This window comes from Kosakonia quasisacchari, from assembly GCF_004331415.1.
Taxonomy (GTDB): domain Bacteria; phylum Pseudomonadota; class Gammaproteobacteria; order Enterobacterales; family Enterobacteriaceae; genus Kosakonia; species Kosakonia quasisacchari.
The window spans coordinates 1-15,545 of record NZ_SJOP01000028.1 but is presented as its reverse complement, the minus strand read 5'-3'; the positions used below and the strand labels follow the sequence as shown (position 1 = coordinate 15,545).

The 15,545-nt window shown below is 50.2% G+C and carries 13 protein-coding genes; 7 read left to right on the top strand and 6 right to left on the bottom strand.

The window, feature by feature from the left end:
- Window positions 1-264: 264 nt before the first annotated feature.
- Both cysB and topA read right to left on the bottom strand, forming a co-directional pair.
- A complete protein-coding gene (gene cysB / locus E0L21_RS22230) occupies window positions 265-1,239 on the bottom strand; it encodes an HTH-type transcriptional regulator CysB (RefSeq protein ID WP_131413346.1) in 975 nt (324 codons plus the stop codon).
- Window positions 1,240-1,420: 181 nt separating this feature from the next.
- Window positions 1,421-4,018, bottom strand: coding sequence for a type I DNA topoisomerase (gene topA, locus E0L21_RS22225; protein WP_131413344.1), 2,598 nt, complete (start codon window positions 4,016-4,018; stop codon window positions 1,421-1,423).
- Window positions 4,019-4,412: 394 nt separating this feature from the next.
- Between topA and E0L21_RS22220 the strand changes: the two genes are divergently transcribed.
- Entirely contained in the window at window positions 4,413-4,664 is a 252-nt protein-coding gene (locus E0L21_RS22220) for a YciN family protein (protein WP_131413342.1), read from the top strand.
- Between the two features lie 31 nt (window positions 4,665-4,695).
- Here the strand turns inward: E0L21_RS22220 and sohB are convergent, their stop codons facing one another.
- Window positions 4,696-5,742 (bottom strand): protease SohB, encoded by a 1,047-nt coding sequence (gene sohB / locus E0L21_RS22215; protein WP_131413340.1) that lies wholly within the window; start codon window positions 5,740-5,742, stop codon window positions 4,696-4,698.
- A gap of 214 nt (window positions 5,743-5,956) precedes the next feature.
- Between sohB and E0L21_RS22210 the strand changes: the two genes are divergently transcribed.
- Together E0L21_RS22210 and cobO are read left to right on the top strand one after the other, a co-directional pair.
- Window positions 5,957-6,712 carry a YciK family oxidoreductase gene (locus E0L21_RS22210; RefSeq protein WP_131413338.1) on the top strand — a complete coding sequence of 252 codons (756 nt, stop codon included), beginning with the start codon at window positions 5,957-5,959 and terminating at the stop codon, window positions 6,710-6,712.
- Window positions 6,709-7,299, top strand: coding sequence for a cob(I)yrinic acid a,c-diamide adenosyltransferase (gene cobO, locus E0L21_RS22205; RefSeq protein WP_131413336.1), 591 nt, complete (start codon window positions 6,709-6,711; stop codon window positions 7,297-7,299). Before E0L21_RS22210 ends, cobO begins: the two co-directional genes overlap by 4 nt.
- Before the next feature lie 215 nt (window positions 7,300-7,514).
- Here cobO and rluB read toward each other — a convergent pair whose 3' ends face one another.
- Window positions 7,515-8,408, bottom strand: a complete 894-nt coding sequence (rluB, locus tag E0L21_RS22200) for a 23S rRNA pseudouridine(2605) synthase RluB (protein ID WP_131413334.1) — start codon at window positions 8,406-8,408, stop codon at window positions 7,515-7,517.
- A 113-nt stretch (window positions 8,409-8,521) separates the two neighbouring features.
- Between rluB and E0L21_RS22195 the strand changes: the two genes are divergently transcribed.
- From E0L21_RS22195 to E0L21_RS22180, 4 genes are all read left to right on the top strand, one after another.
- On the top strand, window positions 8,522-10,177 hold the full coding sequence (locus E0L21_RS22195) for a site-specific integrase (protein ID WP_235855276.1): 1,656 nt from the start codon (window positions 8,522-8,524) through the stop codon (window positions 10,175-10,177).
- Window positions 10,178-10,269: 92 nt separating this feature from the next.
- On the top strand, window positions 10,270-10,800 hold the full coding sequence (locus E0L21_RS22190) for a DUF2778 domain-containing protein (RefSeq protein WP_090133805.1): 531 nt from the start codon (window positions 10,270-10,272) through the stop codon (window positions 10,798-10,800).
- Window positions 10,775-11,035, top strand: coding sequence for a hypothetical protein (locus E0L21_RS22185; RefSeq protein ID WP_131413330.1), 261 nt, complete (start codon window positions 10,775-10,777; stop codon window positions 11,033-11,035). Before E0L21_RS22190 ends, E0L21_RS22185 begins: the two co-directional genes overlap by 26 nt.
- Window positions 11,036-11,955: 920 nt before the next feature.
- The gene (locus E0L21_RS22180; RefSeq protein WP_131413328.1) at window positions 11,956-12,522 is read left to right on the top strand and encodes a tyrosine-type recombinase/integrase; all 567 of its coding nucleotides are present in this window, start codon (window positions 11,956-11,958) and stop codon (window positions 12,520-12,522) included.
- Between the two features lie 369 nt (window positions 12,523-12,891).
- Here the strand turns inward: E0L21_RS22180 and E0L21_RS25265 are convergent, their stop codons facing one another.
- Entirely contained in the window at window positions 12,892-15,033 is a 2,142-nt protein-coding gene (locus E0L21_RS25265; protein ID WP_235855275.1) for a tape measure protein, read from the bottom strand.
- Entirely contained in the window at window positions 15,033-15,398 is a 366-nt protein-coding gene (locus E0L21_RS22160) for a hypothetical protein (protein ID WP_131413326.1), read from the bottom strand. The genes E0L21_RS25265 and E0L21_RS22160 overlap by 1 nt, the downstream gene beginning before the upstream one ends.
- Window positions 15,399-15,545: the final 147 nt, after the last annotated feature.

Here is a 15,545-nt window from a genome sequence, read left to right as displayed (position 1 = left end):
GAACTTTAGCCGAAAATCCAGTGAATTTACTCACCATTTCCAAAGAAATATTTAATCTTTTGACCCGAAATAAATTATTGAAGTAATAAATTTGCAGACAGGCAATTTAGTTTCTATTTTTGTCGCTAAATAGTGACAGTGTCGGCGTTAAATTTGTGAGGGCAATCACCCGGAAAGATGATTGTATCAAAGATGATGATAATTCTAATTTGGCTTTAGGGGACATTATGGGTATCTTTTCGAGCGATAAGATACCCTACGGCATTATTTCTGCGGCAACTTAATATCTTTAAACATCGCTTCTATATCTTCATTAGAACGCAATGCCACAGCTGCATCGACCACATCGCGCGTTAAATGTGGCGCGAAGCGCTGAATAAAATCATACATATAGCTACGCAGGAAGGTGCTACGACGGAAACCTATTTTTGTGGTGCTGTGGCTGAAGATCTCATGAGCATCCAATTTAACAAGGTCCGGATCGGAGATCGGATCTACCGCCATGCTGGCAATAACCCCTACTCCCAGGCCCAGTCTGACATACGTTTTGATAACGTCTGCATCTGTCGCGGTGAAAACGATTCGTGGCGTCAACCCTGCACGATTAAACGCCGTGTCGAGCTCCGAGCGGCCGGTGAAGCCAAAGGTGTAAGTCACCAGCGGATATTGCGCCAGTTCATCGATACTGACGGACGGCTTAGATGCCAGCGGGTGATCGGGTGTCACCACGATTGAGCGATTCCAGTGGTAACACGGCAACATCACCAGATCATCGTACAAATGCAGCGCTTCAGTGGCGATGGCGAAATCCGCATTGCCTTTAGAAACCGCTTCAGCAATTTGTGTTGGCGATCCCTGATGCATGTGCAATGAAACACGCGGATAGCGTTCAATAAACCCTTTGATCACATTCGGCAATGCATAACGTGCTTGTGTATGTGTGGTAGCAACGTACAGCGAGCCCTTATCCGGCCATGTATGCTCTCCTGCAACCGATTTAATCGCATCAACTTTGGATAATACTTCACGCGCAATGCGGATGATTTCCTGCCCGGCGGGCGTCACCTGGGTGAGGTGCTTACCGCTGCGGGCGAAGATTTGTATGCCGAGTTCATCTTCCAGCATGCGGACTTGTTTACTGATACCAGGCTGAGAGGTATAGAGCCCCTCCGCCGTGGAAGAGACGTTGAGGTTGTGATTCACCACCTCGACGATATAACGAAGCTGCTGTAGTTTCATAACAAACCATCCGAAGTACGCAAACGGGGTTATCGCTTAATACGATTTGATAATAAAAAAGCGGTTAGCTATAACAACTATATCATTTATAGCTTCCGTGTATAGCAGCGAACAAAGAATAATAACGCGCAAATAAAAAGGGGCCGGAAAACCGGCCCCTGAAGGTATATGGCTGAAAAAACTACTTTTTAGCTTCAGTCCATTTATTGTCGATATAAAACGCTGACCACCCGGTCGCTTTCCCGTCTTTTTCCGAAGCAACATATTGCTGCTTGGTCTTACGGCTAAAACGCACAATGGTTTTATTGCCCTGCGGATCTTCCTGCGGCGCGTCTGCAAGATAACGCAGTTTTTCCGGCAGACGGTCACGGAAGCGGTACAGTTCTTCTACCAGCGGTGCTCGTGTTTCACGAGATTTCGGGAAGGTATTCGCCGCGAGGAACACCCCGGCTGCGCCATCACGCAGAACAAAATAGGCATCCGATTTTTCACATGGCAGCTCCGGCAACGGCACCGGATCCTCTTTCGGCGGTGCAACTTCGCCGTTACGCAGGATCTTACGTGTGTTTTTACACTCGTCGTTGGTGCAAGCCATGTACTTACCAAAACGCCCCATTTTCAGGTGCATTTCAGAACCGCATTTTTCACACTCAACAATCGGGCCGTCATACCCTTTAATGCGGAATTCACCCTCTTCGATCTCGTAGCCATCACAGGTCGGATTATTACCACAGACATGCAGTTTACGCTTCGGATCGATCAGGTAGCTGTCCATCGCCGTACCACATTTCTGGCAACGACGTTTGGCGCGCAGCGCGTTGGTTTCCGCGTCTTCGCCTTCCAGCACATTGAGCACTTCGTTTTCCGGCACCAGGTTAATGGTGGTTTTGCAGCGCTCTTTCGGCGGTAACGCATAGCCGGAACAGCCAAGGAAAACCCCGGTACTGGCGGTACGAATACCCATTTTACGACCACATGTCGGGCAGTCGATACTGGTCAGCACCATCTGATTCGGACGCATACCACCCGCTTCAGGGTCCTGTTCAGCTTGCTCCAGTTGGCGAGAGAAATCGCCAAAGAAGCTGTCCAGCACCTTGCGCCATTCGGCTTCATGGTTCGCCACGCGGTCGAGGCTGTCTTCCATCTGTGCGGTAAAATCGTAGTTCATCAACTCGCGGAAATTCTCTTCCAGACGATCGGTAACGATTTCACCCATTTTTTCCGCGTAAAAACGACGGCTTTCAACACGCACATAACCCCTGTCCTGAATGGTCGAGATGATCGACGCATAAGTAGACGGGCGGCCAATACCGCGTTTTTCCAGCTCTTTTACCAGCGAAGCTTCGCTAAAACGCGCAGGTGGCTTGGTAAAGTGCTGTGCCGGTGTCAACTCTATCAGTGAAAGAACATCGCCCTTATTCACCGCAGGCAACGTACGATCTTCATCGCCTTTGCGCAGCGCAGGCATGACTTTTGTCCAGCCGTCGAAACGCAGGATGCGACCACGGGCTTTAAGACGGAAATCGCCCGCGCCCACCGTCAGCGTGGTGGAATCATACTGCGCAGGCGTCATCTGACAGGCGACAAACTGGCGCCAGATCAGCTGATAAAGTTTCTGCGCGTCGGATTCCATGTCTTTTAACGATTCAGCTAACACCGCGACATCAGAAGGACGAATGGCTTCGTGCGCTTCCTGAGAATTCTCTTTGCTGGCGTACTGATTAGCGTTTTCCGGCAGGTACTTTTTACCGAAATTATCCGTAATGTAGCTACGCACCATCGATATGGCGTCCTGGCTCAGGTTCGTCGAGTCGGTACGCATATAAGTGATGTAACCCGCTTCATACAGACGTTGCGCCATCATCATGGTTTTCTTCACGCCAAAACCCAGACGCGTACTGGCGGCCTGTTGCAGCGTAGAGGTAATAAACGGCGCGCCCGGTTTGCTGCTGGTCGGCTTATCTTCCCGCTCCAGCACCGTATAGCGGGCTTTTTCCAGCAGGCTGACCGCCGCCATAGTTTGTTCGCGATTAACCGGGCGGAAGGCTTTATCGCCTTCATGGGTAACTTGCAGCGGCAGCGTATCGCCACCAGGCGTTGCTGTGGAGGCGTCTATTTCCCAGAACTCTTCCGGCACAAACGCTTTAATTTCGCGTTCGCGCTCAACAACCAAACGCACGGCTACGGACTGCACGCGGCCAGCGGAGAGACCGCGGGCAATTTTCTTCCACAGTAGTGGAGACACCATGTAACCCACCACGCGGTCCATAAAACGGCGCGCCTGTTGAGCATTAACACGGTCAATATTCAGTTCGCCCGGCGTTTCGAAGGCCTGACGAATCGCATTCTTGGTAATTTCGTTAAACACTACGCGGCTGTAGCGTTTCTCATCACCGCCGATCACTTCCCGCAGGTGCCACGCAATGGCTTCCCCTTCGCGGTCAAGGTCGGTTGCGAGATAGATGTGGTCTGCTTTTTCGGCCAGCGATTTCAGCTCGGAAACGACCTTCTCTTTACCAGGCAGCACTTCATAATGTGCATCCCAGTTGTGCCACGGGTCGATCCCCATACGATTGACAAGAGCACCGCGTTCATCCTTTTTAGGCTTCTTAGCCGTTTTGGCGGAGGCTGAGTCTGCGCTCTTTTTGGGTGCTGAGCCACTGGTCGGCAAATCACGGATATGACCAACGCTGGATTTAACCACATAGTCATTACCCAGATATTTATTGATCGTTTTGGCTTTTGCCGGGGACTCAACGATAACGAGAGCTTTACCCATATTCACCTTTACCTAATTAAATTCTTCCAGAAATTCGTCGCTTGTCGCTTCACTCCCACCGGCGACGAGCATTCAATATTGCGGCGGCGTCAATGGATATCAACCCTTTTTAGCAAAGCGCGTAAAACGGAGCGTTCAGGTGACTGAGTTTACAGGCTTTTTCGCGCCAGGGCGGAGTAGGACAACGATATTACGGTCGAATGTCAAGCAAATCTGTTGCCAGATTGACGAAAGCGTCACACTGTACCTGATAAAATTTGTTACGCAACTTTATTAGCATGCAAAAGCGGATCACGCCAGCACAACGACCGGGCAAAGCCCTTGCAAAAACAGGGAAAATTTGCCCCTGAACCGGGCCAGCGGTAAACTGACGAAATTTTTAAGGAGTAGAAAAATGCAAGAGACATCTCAGCCAATCGATCGCCAGTCTCTGCTTGAACTGGCTAACAAACTGATCAGTGAGCATGAAGACACGCTATCCGGTATCGTTGCGACCGGCGTCAGCCAGCGTAACGGCGTACTGGTTTTCAGCGGCGAGTATTTTCTTGATGAGCAAGGCTTACCGACGGCGAAAAGTACAGCGGTATTCAACATGTTCAAATACTTAGCGCATGAACTTTCTGAAAAATATCATCTGATCGACTAAACGAAAACGCGAGGCCTGAGCCTCGCGTTTTTTACATCATCGGTTTTTGCCCGCGCTGCCACCAGCGCATCAATAAATGATCGATGCTCTCCATCGCACTACCCGTAAATCGCTCCATCAGTTTTTTACGCTGCTGATAGCGCACACCAATCACTTCGTGGTCTTCGATAAGCCCCAGCAGCAGATCGTCGCTGGTGCCGATGGCGTCAATCAATCCTTTATCAAGCGCCTGGGAACCATACCAATGCTCACCCGTCGCCACACTTTCGATGTCCAGTTCAGGCCGCATCTGGTGAACAAAGCCTTTAAACAGATCGTGAGTTTCGTTCAGGCTCTCGCGAAATTTCTGCCGCCCTTCTTCTGTGTTTTCACCGAGCAGTGTCAGAGTTCGTTTGAACTGACCCGCTGTGTGCAGCTCAATGTCGATCTCTTTGCCTTTAAGGAAGCGGTTAAAGTTAGGGATCTGCGCCACCACGCCGATAGACCCAATGATCGCAAACGGTGCCGCAACAATTTTATCGGCCACACAGGCCATCATATAGCCGCCGCTGGCAGCCACTTTGTCGACGGCGATGGTCAATGGGATATGCTTGTCACGCAGACGTTGTAACTGAGAAGCGGCAAGACCGTAACCATGCACCACGCCTCCCGGGCTTTCCAGACGCACAACGACTTGATCCTGCGGCGTTGCCACAGCCAGAACCGCTGTTATCTCTTCACGCAATGCGTTTACTTCACCCGCGTCCATGCTGCCTTTAAAATCGAGCACATAGGCCCGCGGTGCGCCTTTTTCTTGCTGTTCGCCGGCCTTCACCTTCGCTTTTGCCGCTTTCGCTTCCAGCTTCAGTTTTTTCTTCTGCGCCTTGTGCCAACGTTTCTGTTGGTGCTCATCCAGCAAGGAGACCGACATCTCCTCTTGCATCTCTTTATATTGTTCACTCAAACGGGTGACTTTCAATTCTCCCCGCTGGCGTTTGCGCTGTGTCAAATTAACAATCAGCACGGCCACAACGGCAATCGCCACGACAACAGTCGCGATTTTGGCCAGAAACAGGCCATACTCAGACAGTAATTCCATGCATACCACCTTGATTACACCACTCGACAATCGCATCAGTGTACATGAGCGATGCTGGCACGTCTCGCGTAAGCCATTGGTACAATGTGCCATGTTGCTGAATTTTTTCGTAAAGGTTGCGCAACCTTCCCGCTGGCTGATTGAAATGGCCTTCTGTTTAAGGCATAAAGCCAACATGTGAAGGCGATAACAGGCCCAGGCCTGAGGAGAGAGTGTGCATTATCAGCCACAACGCGATTTGTTAAACGATCGCATCATTCTGGTGACCGGTGCCAGCGACGGCATCGGCAAAGAAGCGGCGCTGACTTACGCTCGCCATGGCGCGAGCCTCATTCTGTTGGGTCGAAACGAAGCGAAATTGCAGCAGGTTGCGCGTGAGATTGAACAAGAAGGCCAGCGAGCGCAGTGGTTTACCCTCGATATGGCAAGCTGCACCCCGGAAACGTGCCAGCAACTGGCTGAGACCATTGCGACGATCGTGCCGCGTCTGGACGGTGTGTTGCACAATGCCGGTTTACTTGGGGATGTATCGCCAATGAGCGAGCAAGTTCCGTCAGTCTGGAACGAGGTGATGCAGGTCAACGTGAATGCCACCTTTTATCTCACCCAGGCGCTTCTTCCTTTATTACTTAAATCTGACTGCGGTTCTCTTGTTTTCACCTCCTCAAGCGTTGGACGCCAGGGACGTGCTAACTGGGGCGCTTACGCCGTGTCAAAATTTGCCACCGAAGGGATGATGCAGGTACTGGCCGAAGAGTACCAAAACCGTGTGCGGGTCAACTGTATTAACCCCGGCGGTACGCGCACCAAAATGCGTGCCAGCGCCTTCCCGACGGAAGATCCACAAAACCTGAAAACCCCCGCCGATATTATGCCGCTTTACCTGTGGCTAATGGGCGATGACAGCCGCCGTAAAACCGGTATGAGTTTTGATGCCCAACCGGGTCGCAAACCAGGAATCTCACAATGAGCGAAGAACGATATCAGCAACGCCAGCAGCGCGTAAAAGAGCGTGTCGATGCGCGCGTCGCCGCTGCACAGGATGAACGCGGGATCATTATTGTCTTTACCGGGAACGGTAAAGGGAAAACCACTGCGGCGTTCGGAACAGCAACCCGCGCAGTCGGCCATGGTAAAAAAGTGGGTGCCATTCAGTTTATCAAAGGGACATGGCCGAACGGCGAACGCAACCTGCTGGAACCACTGGGCGTGGAATTTCAGGTAATGGCAACCGGTTTCACTTGGGATACGCAAAACCGTGAAAGTGACACCGCTGCGTGTCTCGCAGTCTGGGAACATGCCGAACGGATGCTGGCCGATCCCGCTCTGGATATGGTGCTGCTGGATGAACTGACCTATATGGTGGCCTATGATTACCTGCCGCTAGAAAGGGTACTGGACGCGTTACGCAAACGCCCGGCAAGCCAGACGGTGATTATCACCGGACGCGGCTGCCACCGCGATATTCTTGATCTGGCAGATACCGTCAGCGAATTGCGGCCAGTGAAACATGCTTTTGAAGCGGGTGTAAAAGCGCAACAGGGTATTGATTACTGACGCAACGTCAGTCCGTCGTCATCGAAAACGAAACTATTTTGCCAGTGAAGACCGAGCCGGAAACCTTAACAAACAGCTTCTTTCAGCGCGGTGAGATTTAACGCAAAAGGCAAAGGCTGAGCCAAAGCCTGGTGGTAGACATAGCCAAAGGAGATGCTTTTCGGTTAGCAACAAAAAAGGGGCGTTCGCCCCTTTTCTCTTATTCTTTATCAAGATCAGTCGTTTTTAGTACGCGAACTGCCAGGACGACGACCACCACCACCGGACTTGCCAGCCGGTTGGCTGTGGCGTTTTACCGCACGGCGGATCTGGTTCGCTTTCATGCGACGGCGATCTTTCTCCACGGCCACTTTAGACTGCGTTTCCGCGTCCAGCCCGACCAGCTCACGCAGGTAGTTGGTTTGTGCCAGATCCAGTTCCGTCCAGCCGCCACGCGGCAAACCTTTAGGCAGCGGAATATCACCGTAACGCACGCGGATCAGGCGGCTGACTTGCACGCCAACCGTTTCCCACAGGCGACGTACCTCACGGTTACGTCCTTCGGTCAGGGTTACGTTGTACCACTGGTTAATGCCTTCGCCACCGCTGAACTTAATGGTTTTAAACGCCGCCGGACCATCTTCCAACTGCACACCGCGCGACAGATCGCGTAATTTCGCGTCATCGACTTCGCCAAAGACACGTACGGCGTATTCACGCTCAACTTCACGGCTCGGATGCATCAGGCGGTTCGCCAGTTCACCATCGGTGGTAAACAGCAAGAGGCCGCAAGTATTAACGTCGAGGCGACCCACTGCAATCCAGCGCGCACCGCGCAGTTTCGGTAGACGATCAAACACTGTTGGGCGCCCTTCCGGATCGTTACGCGTGCAGAGTTCACCTTCCGGTTTGTAGTACGCCAGTACGCGGCAGATCTGCTCCACGGACTCTTTCACCGATATGAGGTGACCGTCGATACGGATTTTCAGGCCAGGGGTCACGTCTACGCGATCGCCCAATGTGGCGATTTTGCCGTCCACGCTTACGCGGCCAGCCTCAATAATAGATTCGATTTCACGGCGGGAACCGTGGCCAGCTCGCGCCAGCACTTTCTGTAGTTTCTCGCTCATAGAGCTTCCTTCAGGTGTCGCCTTCACAGGCGTCTGGTATACTTTCAAAAACAATGAGTTAACCTAAAAACAAGACTAACTCACTGATATGTAACTATTTCATGGTACACAGCATGGCAAACAATATGTCACACAAGCTGTCACACACAATGATTCGTGGGCGCACATACTACACGAATTTTAGATTAAATGATTCAACTCGTTTCATCCGAGTTTCACTCGGTACTGACAGTTTAAAACAAGCCGAAATGCTGATGAGCCAAGTTCGCCCTTTTATCCCCCTTGTACAGAATGGAACCATGAGCGTAGAAGTGTTCAAACTGCGCCTGCAAGGTTTCCGGGACGCCACAAAAAAGGATTTCGACGAATACCTGCTGAACTGGCTTAGAGGTGGTCTTGAAGAGGCTAAACGATTGCCAGAATTAGGACGGTATCACAAGGAAATCACTGGCGAGCCTTTATCGCCGCCAGATACAGCAAACGAAGCGCAAGGCTACGCTAACCACCATTTGGACAAGATGTACAGTGGCGACGATATGACAGCCCGAATGATGATCGCTGCGCTGAAAACGAAAAAGTTGGATGTCAAAGATGCAGATCTTGACCAGATTAACCGCGTCTCAAGCCAGATAGATATGAACCAGGCTCTTATGTCACAGGCTTATGAAGCATTCTATTCGCGTGATTTGACACGATACCAACAGATCATTGATTCGATGGGGTCAGCTTTACAAAATGCAGTCCCGCCAGTTAACCCCGCGCCAGTAGAGCAAAATATTGAGACAATTACTGAGGCTGCACCAGCATCCGGTCCAAGGCTGTTGGAAGCATGGTATGACTATATAAAGGATAAAGGTCAAAAGTGGCGGAAACAGACAGCCAACGAGAATCAGCGCTTCTTTGATATCCTCTACCATGTTGTTGGTGATATTCCCGTCGATAAAATATCTAAACAACATATAAGGGAAGCTCTCAAGGTCGCGGAGAATCTACCAACGCGAACAAGATTACCTTATTCCAGAATGAGTCTTGTAGAGTGCATTGATTACGATGTCCCCGAGGATGACCTGATTGCCAGTGAGCACGTCCACAAGCATTTAAAGCTTTGGCGCTCCTTGTTTAAAACGTACTTGGTCGATCAGAAGGATATTTTGACCAAATCCCCTACCGATGGGATTAGTTATGAGGTGAAACCCAATAGGGGTGGAAACTATACAGCCAGCGAACTGAGTCGGATCAAAGAGTATCTTTTCGCTCTACCAGATAGTGATTATCGTAAATGGTATTTCCTCACCCTGGTTTATACAGGTGCTCGTCGTGGTGAGATAGAAAAGATCCGCAAGCACCACATTAGGAAGGATGAGGAAACCGGGCGTTGGTATATCTTTATCGATGGAGGGAAAACCGAACACGCCCGGCGACAAGTTCCAATCCATAGGGCTATAGAGGCGGGCCTATTGGCTTGTGTGGAAAGCCTGAAGGACTCCGATTCTGTATTTAATCTTCCGAACTATACGACCATTACGGAGGATTGGGTGGGCTTGCTCAGGCTGCTTGATATTCCTGATTACAACGAGTTTGGACTCAAGCGACGAGTTCATTCGTTACGACATACATTTATTAGCAATGCTATTGCCGCAGTCGGAAATTCAACCTTGGTGCAATTCGTTGTTGGTCATAGCAGAACCCAATTATTAGGTATCACAGCCAGGTATACGCACACACCGCCGCTTAAAGATTTGCTAACCGTAATTGATTGCATTCATTGAATGTTCCTGTTTTCCTAAATCATAGGTTAAGGCTGGCTGGCTTCTTCAATCGGCGTTAACATACCCCGCAAATCTACAGGGAGTTTTATGTTATGCAGATTTGCAGGATGGATTACAACGACGTATCAGCAGACGGGAGACGGCTTAAACTTCATGTTTACGGTGTCGGAACGTTTCCAGTATTTTCGGGGATAGCACCAGTAACCAACATCGCAGAGTGTGCATTTATACGGAATGCGGCTTTGCCTGTCGGCACGTACTGGATCGTTGATGCCCCGTCCGGGAGTATTGCCAATCAGGTAGAACGATTTGTTAAGGATTTCAGGAATGGAACAAACCACGACGAGTGGTTTGGATTATTCAACGCTTCCACAATGAGTGATCACGTTTTCGTTAATGGCGTTGACAGAGGATCTTTCCGGCTTCACCCGTTGCGCCCAAATGGTGAGGGGGAGTCGTGGGGATGCATAACTTTCTATAACATTCCTGATTTCCAGTTAGTCAGAACCTCATTACTTGCACGTAAGAAAGTTCGAGTGCCAGGAGGTAAAGGATTAATGGCATATGGGCGTATAGACGTAACAGGGCGGACTGATTATGCGTCATGCAAATTTAACAATTAACATACTGATCGGTTTGCTCTGCTTTGTGGCTTCATTCTTTATCGTGCTGTTCCCTCTGGGCGGACTGGTCGAGTATTTGTCTCAAATCAGTAATGATTTTCTGAACCGCACCGGGTTAGGATTTGCTGATGGCGAAGCTGATCCATCGTTTCTATGGGTGCTGTTCCTACTCATGCTCGTTGTTACTGCGCTGTTGATGTTCATTATTCAGAAACTACGGCGAAAATATCAGTAGCCAAACATAAACAAAGGGCCTCAGTGGCCCTTTCTGTTATCTGTCATCGGCGAGACTCCCCCAGCCTATCCTATGCCCGAACATAAAAGGGTATAGGTCTGTCCTCTCTAGTGGGAAAATATCTTTCGAGTTTGGACACATCCACCAGGCACGGCGATCCGGGGGTGGGTGGGGCCATGATCATGTTTCACAAATATCTACTCTCGTCAATACTGATCATTTGCACAGCACTCGTTCTTTACACTTCTTGACACTTCAACCCCATACCGATCAGCCTCTTCAGGCCATTCCTTTGGATTCAACAACTTAGTAAATACACAATAGTATTCTGTCTTTTTACAGTGTGGACCAGTGGCCCCGCCGGGCCACCCCGGAGGCGTCCCGCCTCCCCTGTGCGCCTGTGGCGCGTTATCTTGTGGCAAGCAATACAAACCCACAGGGTTGAGAGTGGTAGCGCCACAGGCGCATACAGAGAGCGGGCCTACAGAGGCCATTTGAGGGGCGAAGGCTTTCGCCCCGATTTGTGTTGATAATGATTACCATTTGCAAATGATATTGATTTTCATCAACAGAAAAAATGCTAAAGCAATTTCTTGAAGGGAAATTGTAAATTTGCCAGGCAACACTATTACGAAACAATAATTAATTTCCCACAAATACAGTAACTTAAAGGCGCTTGGGGAGTCAGATCACTTTACCCGCTTTGTGGTTATAGTACATTAAGTAACCATCTTTTACCTACTTAAACAGCCCATAAGGCCCGTTTACCTCCCCTGCCGGGTCATTACTCTGCCATTAAACGCGATTAAACCCGATTTAATTAACTAAAAAGACACATCGTAAAATTTATGATTTTTGTCGTTTACAAGTGCCTGTTTTTGATCAAGAATTGATCACAGTTAGGATCTGGAGGGTACAGAATGAATTTCGTAGAGGGCTGTAAATCAGTTCAGGAAGTTAAAGCGGTAGCGACAGAGCTACTCAAACAGGGCAAGGGGCTGACGCTGTACCGTGACGCCTGGTTATTGGGTTATGAGTTAATGCTGAGGGTGTCGGATCTGCGCTCTATCCGTTATGACGACATCAAAGGCGATCACCTTGTTCTGTCCCAACAGAAAACGGGTGAATCTATCCGGGTGAGGCTCACCGATACCGCTAAACGCATCATAGCGGCCCGGAGAGAGGCGAACCCTGATCATGTGTACCTCTTACAGTTGGACAGCCACAGGAGCAAGGGAAAGCCTGTGAGCCGCTCCAAATTGCATGAGGAAATTAGCTACGCCGGGGAAAAGCTGGGGCTGAATCTTTCGACCCACAGCATGAGGAAGAGTAAACCAACTATCGGATATGACAATGGGGAGGATATAGCAGTTATTAGCAAGGCATTAGGACACAAATCGTTATCCAGTACATTGCATTACATCGGCGCTACACAGCGCAAAGTAGATGATTTTAGCGATAAATACTCGTTAGAAGGCCTGTTATGAAAAGACCGATTCTCCCCTGTTTCAAACGTTGCGCATTTATCCCTAATGCAATGATCACTCTAGCGTTTGTAATTATTGGGGTCTTTTACGCCAATGAGGTTTACGCAGGACGAATTACCATGAGCAACCCACAGGAAGAGACCACAGAGGACGGTAAGCGCGTCTGTATTTACTCCAACAGCATTTACACGTTTACCACGGTTACCAAGTCTTTACACTGCCCTGTCAGTAAGACATTTGATACAGAAGATGCCAAATGATTTCGGTGAAAGCAAAGTTTCATGGCTTAAGCCACAAGAAGATGCTGAATGAAACCGAGACACATAAAGCAAAAAGGCTCCCACAAGGGGAGCCTTTCTTGTATGGGCCTTAGTTCTGGCCCCCTTGCATCAGCATATTGAATGCAAATTGTTGATTATTCTCCACCTCAGATCTAACGAGGTCTTTAAGTTGACCCTCCTGAACTTTGATATTCACGTTAACATTAAGAGGTTGCTGGAGCCACGCTGGCGGCATCATCAGCGGATTGCCTACCGTATCAACTTTAAGTTGTGGAGGCGTAATCGTTGGTGTAGGCGGAACATAACCCGGATTGGAGTAAGAACTTACCCAGCCATCGGTTTTGTCCGCTGGTTTGGCAAAGTCTGGGTTGGTTGGGAGGTCTGGGCTATGGATGAAATCCCACATTTTACCCAGCGGGCTATCTTTCTTCAGATTGCCTCCGGCTGTGGTGTCCTGCCCATACATGGCGTCGTTAGCGTCCATGACTTTATCCCAGGCATAATCCCCACCTACCGAACCGATCGCAATGCCCCAGCCAACAGGACCGCCGGAGAGAGCCGCCGCTCCGCCTACCTTGCCAACTTTCGGACCCCGGCCCGGTTTGTTTGGCTTGTCTTTACCTTCCCCACCAGATCCGCCAGTTGTAGCGGCTTCAATGCCACCAATAGCGGCGATCCCTTTCATGACCCCCAACAGCTTTGTAAGCGGGTTGAGCATGGTCAACAACCATTTAAAGGCCCCGCCCAACTTCCAGATAGAGCCAGCGAACAGAGCCACCCCTGCGGCGTAAGCTGCCATTTCACCAAAGGCTTTAAGCTGCTCACCAGAGATACCCATCTTGCTGGCGTAAAACTCAATGATCCGGGCAACCAAAACAACGGTATCGTGAAGCTCTAAGAATGCATCAGTTGCACCCTCTACAATCTGCCCCGCGATATGTCCGAAGAATTCCAGCGTATCACCGGATCCATCGATAGCGGCAGAAATAGAGTTAAACATGGTGGTCAATGAGTTACCGAAACCCGAAGTGAAGAATATGTTCATTGCATTCTGGACCGAGGTCTGTAGACGCTGCCACGCTGCACGGTTGGAGTTAACCGCCTTATCAAGTGCCCCACCTGCCCGCGCTGCGGCTTTCATCTGCTTAGCCACATAAGGGAGAATGTCCTTGGAGAACAGCTTGCCCTGTTGCATCAGGTCAAACAGGTCTTTTTCTGTCAGGTTGGTAACGCCTTTCATCTGGTTGAGAGCCTTGACGAACAGACCCACAGCGCCGGGGAGAGCCTCAGCAAGCTGGCCCTTCAATTCCTCAGACATGATCTGGCCTTTACCCATCATCTGCTGAAGCGATTTCATTGCCCTGCTTTGCTCATCTGCGGAGGCACCAGTGACAAGGCCCCATTCACTAGCACCCTCAAAGATGGATCGCATTTGATCACGTGGCAACTTGTCACCAACTGAGGCGGCAAACTGTGTGTAATCCTTGGATGTTTTAAGCAAATCCAAACCCAAGCGGTTGGACTGATCGCGGAGATAATCAAATTCTTTCGCGGCTTTATCTGTGGAACCGGTGATCGCTGTCAGACCCGACATAGCGGATTCAAAGTCCTGCCCTGTTTCCATAATCTTACCGGACAGAGCCACAGTTGCCGCAATGGTGATCGCCCCGCCCGCACCCTCGATCATGCTAGTATCGAGTTTATTGACTTTGGCGGTTACAGGGATTGAATAGCCACGCATCCCAACTTTGCCTTGCTGGCGCATGTTTTGCTGAAGTTTGCTCACCCTTGCGTTGTACTCGGAAAGGGCAAGGCCGCCCCGATGATACTCTTTAGTAAGCTGTGCAAACTCCTGAAGGTGTCCAGCACGTTGTGCCGGGGTCACGTTGGCGTTAGCCGCTGCGGTGCTAAACCGGATCCCTTTGGCCCGGATGGTTGCCAGTTTGCGCTCTGCTGCGGCTTTCACTTTTGCCGCTGCGGCGGCTGCTTTGGCCTCTTCCTTTGCCTGGGTGATGGCTGCACGGGCTGCATCGTCCTGCTGTTTGCGGCGTACTTTGGTGTAGGCGTTTTCCTGGAATGGCATTTTAAGCGGCTTCATTTTGTTAGAAACCTTTTCCCACTCCTTGCCCACTTGCTTGATTTGGTTAACAACTCGGGAATATGAGTTCTTATCAACCTCAAATGTCGTGCGGTTCGTGGTCCTGGTGACCACAACATTTCCAGATGCCATTATTTACCCCCTTCCAGTTGGGTAGCCATTAGCGGGCGGGAAGCCTTGTTAATCTCGACTTGTCTCAGACCATTGACTGATTTAGTTAGCAGTGATACAGAGCGACCGTTGGCGCTGTAGCCCTGGTTTTTATGACACAGAGCAATGCCCCGGCTCTTGATGGTTTGGCCCTTCTGGGCGCTGTCTGCTGACGTTGGGAGGCTCTCCCCCATCACATCGTTGAATTTGTTAATCAGGGCTTCCAGATCCGCAACTGCGGCGGCTGATTTGTTTACAAGGGTCCGAGCGGAGGATTGCTGCTCCTGTGCCTGCTGGGCGGCATTGGCCTGTGCCAGTTGAGCCAAAAGGTTTTTATAGGCTTCCATGTGTGGTCCTTTAATGGGTGAAGAGGTAGACGAGAGTAAAGAGGGTTAAAATTGCCCAGGGCAACTTAAAGGGGATATGCAGACAAAAGGCAATGAATCGGGAAAGGTGTGTTTGACGGTTTACCAGACGCTTTCCGAGGTAATCTC

Coding starts and splice junctions, on each gene's coding strand:
- E0L21_RS22180 (WP_131413328.1), top strand. CDS start 11,956: ATGAATTTCGTAGAGGGCTGTAAATCAGTTCAGGAAGTTAAAGCGGTA.
- sohB (WP_131413340.1), bottom strand. CDS start 5,742: ATGGAATTACTGTCTGAGTATGGCCTGTTTCTGGCCAAAATCGCGACT.
- rluB (WP_131413334.1), bottom strand. CDS start 8,408: ATGAGCGAGAAACTACAGAAAGTGCTGGCGCGAGCTGGCCACGGTTCC.
- E0L21_RS22220 (WP_131413342.1), top strand. CDS start 4,413: ATGCAAGAGACATCTCAGCCAATCGATCGCCAGTCTCTGCTTGAACTG.
- cysB (WP_131413346.1), bottom strand. CDS start 1,239: ATGAAACTACAGCAGCTTCGTTATATCGTCGAGGTGGTGAATCACAAC.
- E0L21_RS22185 (WP_131413330.1), top strand. CDS start 10,775: ATGCGTCATGCAAATTTAACAATTAACATACTGATCGGTTTGCTCTGC.
- E0L21_RS22190 (WP_090133805.1), top strand. CDS start 10,270: ATGCAGATTTGCAGGATGGATTACAACGACGTATCAGCAGACGGGAGA.
- topA (WP_131413344.1), bottom strand. CDS start 4,018: ATGGGTAAAGCTCTCGTTATCGTTGAGTCCCCGGCAAAAGCCAAAACG.
- E0L21_RS22195 (WP_235855276.1), top strand. CDS start 8,522: ATGGCAAACAATATGTCACACAAGCTGTCACACACAATGATTCGTGGG.
- cobO (WP_131413336.1), top strand. CDS start 6,709: ATGAGCGAAGAACGATATCAGCAACGCCAGCAGCGCGTAAAAGAGCGT.
- E0L21_RS25265 (WP_235855275.1), bottom strand. CDS start 15,033: ATGGCATCTGGAAATGTTGTGGTCACCAGGACCACGAACCGCACGACA.
- E0L21_RS22160 (WP_131413326.1), bottom strand. CDS start 15,398: ATGGAAGCCTATAAAAACCTTTTGGCTCAACTGGCACAGGCCAATGCC.